Raw genomic sequence first — 7,639 nt, 5'->3', positions numbered from 1 at the left:
CACCAGACCGGAGTAGTCCAGCACGCCCAGCTCGTTGCCGAGGAGCTCCTCCTGCCGGTCCAGGAGCCAGCGGATGTCGATGTGCAGCTGCAAGGTCAGGCCGCCCGGTGTCCGCTCGCGGACGATGGCGGCCCGCCGAACTCGCGGTCGAAGGCCTCCGCGATGCCCGGCTGGCAGACCGCTTCACGGAACGCGGCGGTCGCCCGGCCCAGGGCGAGCTGGTTCTCCTGTTCGATGGCCAGCTCGGCCAGATAGGCGCGCACGCTCATGCCGTGCGCGGCGGCCACCGCCGCGAACCGGTCCCGGGTGACCGAGTCGATCTTCACAGTCGTATCTGCCATACCTCCGAGTATGCACGCAGGAATACCCTCGCGAATACCCTTCGGGGATTCACCCGGCCGTGCGGGGTCCCGCACGGTCCGGCCGCCCCCGTCGTCATCCGCCGCCGCCCCGCCAGATGTTGTCGAAGGCCGCGTCCTCGATGGCTCGCCGTTGCCGTACGGACGCCAGTTCCACCAGCGCGTCGCTGACGGCGGCCAGCACGGTCGCGACGTCGTCGTCGGCCACGTCCGGGACGTCTTCGGTCCGCTTCCCTCCGACGCCCACGGCCCCCGCGAGGGTGGTGAGGACGGGTTCGTCCGCGGCCCGGCGGTCCGCGGCCCGGCGGCGCGCGGGCGAATCGGCCAGCACGAGCTGACCGGCCCGGAAGGAGATGCCCTGGCGGCGTTGCCGGACGAGCTGCCCGTCGGCCTCCAGCTCGGCCTGGTAGGCCTCGGACAGGCCGCGGCCCCGGCGCCACAGCCAGTCGGGGACCGACTCGTAGGGCTCCTCCCGAACGAGCGACGCGGCCGCCTGCTCCAGCAGGCGATCAGCCTGGGCGGTCTGGTCGCCCGGCACGATGTGATCCCCGTCCAGTCTGACGGCCTCGGCCGCGAGGAGGTCGATTACCTCGGCTCCGGCGAGCGCGAGCGACAGCTCACCCTGTTCGACGGGGCTACCGGACCCCGCGTCCATGGCAATGATCAACAAGTCCCGCGGTGTGGTCATCAAGGGCTCCTCTCGCCGTGCAGGCAGGTCGCCGGCCCATTATTGATCGACTCGGCCCCCGATGGTCGTGTGAATGCGCATGCGCGTCGGCGCCGTTCGCCGCCCCGCACGCCGTCAGGTGCGCCGCCAAGGCCCTCGCTCGGGCGGTGACCAGGGCTGCCGCGATGGCCGCCCTGCCTCAGCGGAACTCGTGGACCACCTGGATCTCGCCCACGATGTGAGCGTTGAACTCGTCCAGCTCCTCGGCCGGAACCCACAGCTCGAGGATCGTCCGTCCCCCGGCCTGCTGGACGGGGTACCGGCTCAGGAACTCCGACTCGACCTCGAATCGGGTCACGAAGCCGACACCGCTGTGCTTCACGTTCCAGTCCCGCGCGATCCTGATCGCGTAGTCCTCGTTGAGGACCGGGTAGAAGATCGGTTGCTCGGGGAGGCGGGGCGGCCACGCACGCCAGTTCAGCTCACGGACCAGGTCCAGCTCCTTGGGGCCGGTGGGCCGCCACAGGGCCGTCGTCGCACGCTGCCTGGTCATGTGATTCGCTCTCCGAACGCGGTAGGCCCGCTGGTAAGGCTGGTCGGAGACCGGACGATAGCGGCGCCGGGATCTCGACGCCTACACAGTTTCCGCCCCTGGTCACCGCCATGCCCAGCCGATCGGCTTCGCCGCCTCTCGCGGCCGTGCCTTGAGGTCCGAGGGTTAGGCTCGTAGCTGATCATCACCACTGAGGAGGGGCTCCGAGCATGTACGGGACAGTCACGGCAGTCAGCAGCAACGGCGAGTACTCGTTCACCAAGCCGAACCGGGACAGCATCACGCTGCTCGCCGGCCTCGGGGTGGAGGGCGACGTCCACGCCGGCGTGACGGTCAAGCACCGCTCGCGCGTGGCGCAGGACCCCACGCAGCCGAACCTGCGCCAGGTCCACCTCATCCACGAGGAGCTCTTCGCCGAGGTCGGTGCGGAGGGGTTCGAGGTGGCGCCGGGTGACCTCGGCGAGAACATCACCACCCGCGGAATCGATCTGCTCGGCCTGCCAGTCGGCACGCTGCTGCACATCGGCGAGGACGCCGTGCTGGAGGTGACCGGCCTGCGCAATCCCTGCCTGCAGATAGACAACTTCCAGGACGGGCTGCTGAAGCAGGTCGTCGGCCGCGACGAGTCCGGGAACATCGTGCGCAAGGCCGGAATCATGTGCATCGTGAAGGAGGGCAGCTCCGTACGCCCGGGTGACACGATCAGAGCGGAGCTTCCCAGCGGTCCGCACCGACCCCTTGAGCGGGTCTGACCCCCCCCCGCTTGCCGCGAGGGCGTGGCCGTCGAGGGGCCGCTGATCGACACGCTCCGGCTCCGGTCAGCGTGGCCGCAGTCCGTCGAAGACCACCTCGAAGACGCGCTCCCGGGGCGCCGGGTCCGCTCCGAGCTGTTCCATCGCCCTGCCCGTGCCGGCCAGGAGGGCGATGAACTCCGGCAGGCCCAGCTCGGGTCGGACCGCCCCGGCCCGCTGGGCCCCCGCCAGCAGATCGGCCAGGCGGGCCTGGATCTCCATGGTCGGCCCTTGCAGGGACGCGTGTACGTCCACCCCCGCCGCGGCGAGCGCCTGGGCGAACTCGCTCTTCCCCTCGGACTGTTCCACCACCAGACGGAAGCAGGCGAAGAAGGCCTCGGCAGGCCCGGCGTCGGCGGCCAGCTGGGCGGTCCGGGCCGCCATGGTCTCCAGCCTGCGCACCATCACCGCCTCCAGGAGCGCCTCCTTGGTGGGGAAGTGCCTGAAGAGCGTGCCGACGCCGACCCCGGCGGTTCGTGCGATCTCCTCGGTCGGCACGCCGACGCCGCGGGTGGTGAACACCTCCGTGGCGACATCCAGCAGCCTGGCCCGGTTGCGGGCCGCGTCCGCCCGCAGCGGGCGTTCCTGAGCGCCACCCATGTTTCTCCTTCTCCCACCTTTCGCCGCCGACGGCAGCACGACCCTGGACAACCGGAGTCGCCAGTCCGTATCGTAAAAACGGAGTTGCCAGTCCGATTCTATCGACGGATCCCCACGGACCCCACGGAGGTCGTCATGCCCGAAACCCTCTCACCGCGCGAGGTCTTCCAGAGGCTGATCGAGCGCATCGGCGCCGGGCGGTACACGGAGCTGGCCGAGCTCTACGCCGAGGACGCCGTGGTGGAGACCGTCTTCGAGCCCGCCGGTCCGCGCCGGATCGAGGGGCGCGCCGCGCTCGGGGAGCGGTTCGCCCTGGTCGCGGCGAGTTCGCCCGTGGAGCTGACCCCGGCGAACGTGGTCGTCCGGGAAACCGACGACGCGGAGGTCGTCGTCGCCGAGTTCGACTACCACGTGCGCCACCGGGTGACCGGGCGGACCTTCGAGGCCGCCAACATCCAGGTGCTGCGGGTCCGCGACGGCCTGATCGTCAGCAGCCGGGACTACCACGACCACCTCGCCCTCATCGTGGCCGACGGGAAACTCCCCCAACTGGTGGCGGCACTGGAAGGCGCTTAGCTCCGGCGGCACGGATGCCGGGCTCCTGGTGTCCGTGCCTGTCGTGCCGGTCGTGCCCGTCGAGCCGCGTTCCTCGATCCCTTTCGGTGGCGCCAGAGCGCGGCCGGGCCGTGGGGGGCGAGGCCGGTGATGACCGCTGGGGAGACGGCCAGGCCGAAGCCCGTGGAGAGCTCGAAGCGGGCGAGGGTGCGTCCCAGGTCGACGCGCGAATGCGGGCCCGCGAGCTGTGCCGTGCCCATCACACGCTCCCTCACTCCGCTGACCCGGTGGCGCACCGATGTGACCTTGCGCTGCGCCATCCTGCGGGGGGTCACCCTGTCCGCGAGGGCGTCGACGTTGCGCGCCAGGTCGCGCGCCGGTACTCCGCATCGGTCCTCAGCTCGTCCGGTGTCGGGCCCATCGCGCATCCTCCTTCAGCGACTCCACGGTCTGTTCGGACTTGAGGTGGACATTGCGCCAGCCTGCACGGCCGCTCACGTAGAGCGCCGCGCCGACGGCGGCCCACAGGGCGGTGACGATCAGCGCGGCCCACGCAATATTGATCACGTTGGACATCGCGAAGACGGCCGTGAGGCTTCCGAACAGCATGGCCAGATGGCCGGCGTAGCCCGCGCCTCCCAGCATCCCGGCCGCTTTGCCGGCCTTCGCCGACTCCTGTTTCAACTCGGCCTTCGCCAGTTCGATCTCGGTGCGGACCAGAGCGGACAGATCCTGGCCGATCGCATCGACCAGATCACCGATCGACGGCTCGACCCCATCCGGATGGGGCGGGACGTGGCGGATTGGCCGCTCCCGGTATTCGGTGGACACGGGTCACATCCTTTCCACAGGCCGTGACGAGCCGCCGTACGGCGGCGGACCGCCCGCTGGTGGGGAGGACGGCGGTGTCGCCACCACGTGCGGGGGCCGCGACTGGCCGTAGGCGTCGGTTAGGTCGTCGTAGCCGGCAGGTACGCCAGCGCGCGCGACAGGAGGAACGTCTCCAGCAGGCCAGTCCCCGGGCGGGGAGCCGCCGCTGTCGGCGGAGGCGGCCGCGATTACTCCCTTTTCGGCCCGACCGACGAGGAACCCGGCAACAGCCGCGCCCGCCAGGAAGGCGCCCGGGCGGCGGCGGACAAAGTTCTTCACATCGCTGACCAGCCCGCCGGGACCGCGCTGCTCGATGCGGTCGGCAACATGGTCGCCACTGTCAGCTATCTGACGGGCCACGCCCGCCATGGTGGAGTCGGGGTTGCCGCCCTCACCCATCTCCCGCAACTCCTGTGCAGCCGACGCACGTTCTCCACCAGCCGACCGCTTTGGGACTGTGCCTGCCCCTGGAGCTGACCACGCAGGTCCCGAACAAGACTCCGTGCCTGGGCGGTGGCCTCGCCAACGACGTTGGCCGCTTGCTCCCTCGCCGTTCCGCCCACCTCGGCGGCCTTCCCCCCGACCAGTGCGGCACCCTCGCTCGCCTTGTCCTGAGCCGTATGCGCTACCGCCGCCCCGCTGCTTTCCTGCCGGCGGCTCGATTCCTGGAAGTCACTCAAGGCTCCTCCTGGTCAATCGAAGGATCGAGGTTCCCCGCCCAGCCAGCGCCTGCCCATGTTTCGGCCGTCCACCCACGCATGGTGTGGAAGGCGACGGAAGCCAGTCAGGGCCTTCGCCCATCGAGCTGAGGCAGCCACGAACTGGGGAGGCTTGCGGATTGCCCCGGGTCTCGTCGGTCGAGTAGACAGCAGCCAGCGATCGGGGAAGCACGTTGGGCCAGCACCGCGGTGCCCGATCTCCAGGCCGGGCAGGAAAGTCTGTCGCCACGCCACCTTCGCTGTCATGCCCGAAGACCCGGGCCAGCCCTGCGCGCGATCACTGGGAGCACAGTAGAGAACCAGGCGTACGCGACGGGCGCAGTCCGAAGAGGTCGCCCAGGAGGTGATGATCGACGTGCGCGGCAGGCCGCCCGCTACCGAGGCGGAGGCCGGCAGGGTGACCACACAACCCGTCGTCGCCCAACTGGCTCGCGGGCGCCGCGCAAGCAAGGACAGGGGGCGGGACCTCTGCTCGGCTGCGGCAAGCGGCGTACAGGCTGGTTCGATCCGAGCCCTAGGGTCACCTGCGTCGTAGCCTGCCGGCCCCCCGAGCGCCTCGATCGGGGGGTGGGCATGACGACGGCCCCGACGCAGGGAGCGAAGTCAGGGCCATCACCCGCACCAGTCCCACCGTGGGGCGTCGGAAAGGTGTGCTTGCCGCCCTACTCAACGCGGCCAAGGGCTCCACAGTTACGCAGTAGACGGTGACCGAGAGCGACAGTCACCCGGGCACCGGCCTTCCGCGATGTGGCTCGAGACAGCCGCCGCTGCGCACCGACCGGTCCCACCGGCTATGCGAAGGCGGGATGCTCCAAGTGCGCGCCTCGTCTGGCAGGCACCGCCGATCACCGTGAGCCTGAGTTCGGTGCCTGCGCCCGCGGGCACGCGTGTGTCTGGAAGGACTCACATGTCTGAACGCAACACGGTCATGCGCAGTCTGCATGACATCGGTCTGGCAGCTTGGTTCGGGGGTTCTCTCATGGGGGCCGTCGGGTTGAACGGAGCGGCGCGCAACGCCGTGAAGGAGTCGGTTCTCGCCTCGCGGATCGCCAGCGCCGGCTGGGCTGCCTGGACGCCGGTGAACGCGGCCGCGATCGGCGCCCACCTCGTGGGCGGCGCCGGCCTGCTGGGAGCCAACAGTGCACGGGTGGCCTACCAGAGCGGTGTGGGCGCCTCCACCCTCGCCAAGACGGTCCTCACCGGAGCCGCGCTCGCCGCCACCGCCTACAGCCGCGTCCTGGGCAAGAAAATCGAACTCGCCTCGTCCCCGGACTCCGAAGACCAGGCAGCGGCCGAGGACCACCCCGTGGAAATGGATCAGGCGCAGCGCCACCTCGCGCTGCTGCAGTGGGCCGTACCGGCCCTGACAGCCGGGATTGTCGTGCTCAACGCCCTGCACGGGGAGCAGCAGCGCCCCGAGCAACAGCAGGCGGGAATGTTGCGCCGCGCCGCCTCGCCCCTGGCCATGGCAGGCGGCAGAAGCGTGGCTGCCGTACGCCGTGCCTGCCACCACGGCCCGATGGCCGGCCACTGCTGAACTCACAGCCAGCCTGCCCCCTCGGCCTCTGTCGGACATTGACCTGTCCGCTGCTCGCTGGCCCCAGTTCGATCCGCCCACCGCACCCGACGTTATTCACGTAAGGAGACAGGCCATGGCCAGAGCTACCACAACCAAGGTGACCCAGCCCGTCACGGACGACAGCATCAAAGTGCGCCAGCTCAGCCACTACCAATTCAGCTGGGTGGCCGGCGCGCCCGGCGCCAGCGGCACCATCACCCTGCAGCTCGTACTCGACGAAGGCGCCTGGGAAGAGGTACTGACCGTCGACGCCGACGACGCCGAGGTCCTCCAGGACCTCTTGAGCAGCACACCGACCGTGCACTACGACGTCAGCCGCCGAACCCTAATGTTCGGCGTGACCGCCGTCGGCACCTGATTGGACACCGGCCCCCCAGATCACCGCGGGATCTCCTGGTGTGCAGGCCGACGGTGACGTACCAGGCTGGTCTTCCCGGCTCGGTTCGGGTGCTGTTCGTCGGCGCTGACCCGTTACGCGCTGTAGAGGGTGGTGGCCCTCGCGGGGTGGCCGAGGTGGTGGAGGTAGGGCTGCCGGACCGGACCGGTAGGCACAACCACGGTGCGCCGGTGCACCGGTCCGGGCTCCCGGTGGGAGCCGTCACGCCCGGCAGCCCGGACCCTCTGGCTCCGGAGCCGGAAAGGGGTGGGGCGGCTGTTCAGCGGCCGACCAGGGCCGTGATGAGCTTGCGGGCGGCCGTCTTGGTCAGCCGCCCCAGTGCCGCCCGCGTCTTCTCCTGCGCGCCGCGCGGCGCGACGCCCGTGCCGGCCACGGCCTTGTTGAACGCCGCGTCGAACCGCTCACGACCGGCCCTGGACACGAGCGTGTTCAGAAACCCCCCACTGACCCCCGCCCCACACCCGGCCTGGCCTTGCCGCTCTCCCCCTTACCCCCACCTCCTGCCACCCCAGCCGGCCCCGCTTCCGAACAGGCCCCTCCGCCCAGCCC

The 7,639-nt window shown here is 70.4% G+C and carries 11 protein-coding genes and 2 pseudogenes; 4 read left to right on the top strand and 9 right to left on the bottom strand.

From position 1 onward, the window contains the following. Positions 1-95: 95 nt before the first annotated feature. The 3 genes from IF88_RS0139230 to IF88_RS0139220 form a co-directional block, all read right to left on the bottom strand. A complete protein-coding gene (locus tag IF88_RS0139230; protein WP_030724186.1) occupies positions 96-341 on the bottom strand; it encodes a hypothetical protein in 246 nt (81 codons plus the stop codon). A 94-nt stretch (positions 342-435) separates the two neighbouring features. Further along, the gene (locus IF88_RS0139225) at positions 436-1,047 is read right to left on the bottom strand and encodes a GOLPH3/VPS74 family protein (RefSeq protein ID WP_030724178.1); all 612 of its coding nucleotides are present in this window, start codon (positions 1,045-1,047) and stop codon (positions 436-438) included. A 178-nt stretch (positions 1,048-1,225) separates the two neighbouring features. After that, positions 1,226-1,579 (bottom strand): hypothetical protein, encoded by a 354-nt coding sequence (locus tag IF88_RS0139220; RefSeq protein ID WP_030724176.1) that lies wholly within the window; start codon positions 1,577-1,579, stop codon positions 1,226-1,228. A gap of 209 nt (positions 1,580-1,788) precedes the next feature. Here IF88_RS0139220 and IF88_RS0139215 point away from each other — a divergent pair, with 209 nt between their 5' ends. Then, complete coding sequence (locus IF88_RS0139215) at positions 1,789-2,331, top strand: MOSC domain-containing protein (protein ID WP_030724173.1); 543 nt, start codon at positions 1,789-1,791, stop codon at positions 2,329-2,331. A gap of 66 nt (positions 2,332-2,397) precedes the next feature. On the opposite strand, the gene IF88_RS0139210 is transcribed toward IF88_RS0139215, so the two are convergent. Further along, on the bottom strand, positions 2,398-2,970 hold the full coding sequence (locus IF88_RS0139210; protein WP_030724170.1) for a TetR/AcrR family transcriptional regulator: 573 nt from the start codon (positions 2,968-2,970) through the stop codon (positions 2,398-2,400). A gap of 135 nt (positions 2,971-3,105) precedes the next feature. On the opposite strand from IF88_RS0139210, the gene IF88_RS0139205 reads away from it, so the two are divergent. After that, a complete protein-coding gene (locus IF88_RS0139205; protein WP_030724167.1) occupies positions 3,106-3,546 on the top strand; it encodes a nuclear transport factor 2 family protein in 441 nt (146 codons plus the stop codon). Here IF88_RS0139205 and IF88_RS48910 read toward each other — a convergent pair. The 4 genes and pseudogenes from IF88_RS48910 to IF88_RS47090 all read right to left on the bottom strand — a co-directional run. After that, a pseudogene (locus IF88_RS48910) lies at positions 3,543-3,743 on the bottom strand (MFS transporter); the annotation flags it as partial. The gene IF88_RS0139205 and the pseudogene IF88_RS48910 overlap by 4 nt on opposite strands. A gap of 75 nt (positions 3,744-3,818) precedes the next feature. Continuing rightward, positions 3,819-3,953, bottom strand: a pseudogene (locus IF88_RS49800) (DUF3618 domain-containing protein); the annotation flags it as partial. After that, a complete protein-coding gene (locus IF88_RS0139200) occupies positions 3,922-4,356 on the bottom strand; it encodes a phage holin family protein (RefSeq protein ID WP_078893432.1) in 435 nt (144 codons plus the stop codon). The gene IF88_RS0139200 and the pseudogene IF88_RS49800, both read right to left, overlap by 32 nt. A gap of 3 nt (positions 4,357-4,359) precedes the next feature. Beyond that, a complete protein-coding gene (locus tag IF88_RS47090) occupies positions 4,360-4,794 on the bottom strand; it encodes a hypothetical protein (RefSeq protein WP_158754912.1) in 435 nt (144 codons plus the stop codon). Positions 4,795-6,021: 1,227 nt separating this feature from the next. Here IF88_RS47090 and IF88_RS0139195 point away from each other — a divergent pair. Together IF88_RS0139195 and IF88_RS0139190 are read left to right on the top strand one after the other, a co-directional pair. Next, positions 6,022-6,651 carry a hypothetical protein gene (locus tag IF88_RS0139195; RefSeq protein WP_234323874.1) on the top strand — a complete coding sequence of 210 codons (630 nt, stop codon included), beginning with the start codon at positions 6,022-6,024 and terminating at the stop codon, positions 6,649-6,651. Between the two features lie 115 nt (positions 6,652-6,766). Continuing rightward, complete coding sequence (locus IF88_RS0139190) at positions 6,767-7,051, top strand: hypothetical protein (RefSeq protein WP_030724151.1); 285 nt, start codon at positions 6,767-6,769, stop codon at positions 7,049-7,051. 298 nt (positions 7,052-7,349) lie between these two features. Here IF88_RS0139190 and IF88_RS47085 read toward each other — a convergent pair whose 3' ends face one another. Then, positions 7,350-7,511 carry a hypothetical protein gene (locus IF88_RS47085; RefSeq protein WP_158754910.1) on the bottom strand — a complete coding sequence of 54 codons (162 nt, stop codon included), beginning with the start codon at positions 7,509-7,511 and terminating at the stop codon, positions 7,350-7,352. Positions 7,512-7,639: the final 128 nt, after the last annotated feature.

Source organism: Streptomyces sp. NRRL F-2580, from assembly GCF_000720115.1.
Taxonomy (GTDB): Bacteria; Actinomycetota; Actinomycetes; order Streptomycetales; family Streptomycetaceae; genus Streptomyces.
Note: the sequence above shows the minus strand (reverse complement) of the source record. Positions and strands in the feature narration are given on the sequence as shown.

Bases quoted from the DNA above. Each gene is read 5' to 3' on its own strand.
- IF88_RS0139225 (WP_030724178.1), bottom strand. From the start codon at position 1,047: ATGACCACACCGCGGGACTTGTTGATCATTGCCATGGACGCGGGGTCC.
- IF88_RS0139230 (WP_030724186.1), bottom strand. From the start codon at position 341: ATGGCAGATACGACTGTGAAGATCGACTCGGTCACCCGGGACCGGTTC.
- IF88_RS47090 (WP_158754912.1), bottom strand. From the start codon at position 4,794: ATGGGTGAGGGCGGCAACCCCGACTCCACCATGGCGGGCGTGGCCCGT.
- IF88_RS0139210 (WP_030724170.1), bottom strand. From the start codon at position 2,970: ATGGGTGGCGCTCAGGAACGCCCGCTGCGGGCGGACGCGGCCCGCAAC.
- IF88_RS0139190 (WP_030724151.1), top strand. From the start codon at position 6,767: ATGGCCAGAGCTACCACAACCAAGGTGACCCAGCCCGTCACGGACGAC.
- IF88_RS0139205 (WP_030724167.1), top strand. From the start codon at position 3,106: ATGCCCGAAACCCTCTCACCGCGCGAGGTCTTCCAGAGGCTGATCGAG.
- IF88_RS0139220 (WP_030724176.1), bottom strand. From the start codon at position 1,579: ATGACCAGGCAGCGTGCGACGACGGCCCTGTGGCGGCCCACCGGCCCC.
- IF88_RS0139215 (WP_030724173.1), top strand. From the start codon at position 1,789: ATGTACGGGACAGTCACGGCAGTCAGCAGCAACGGCGAGTACTCGTTC.
- IF88_RS0139195 (WP_234323874.1), top strand. From the start codon at position 6,022: ATGTCTGAACGCAACACGGTCATGCGCAGTCTGCATGACATCGGTCTG.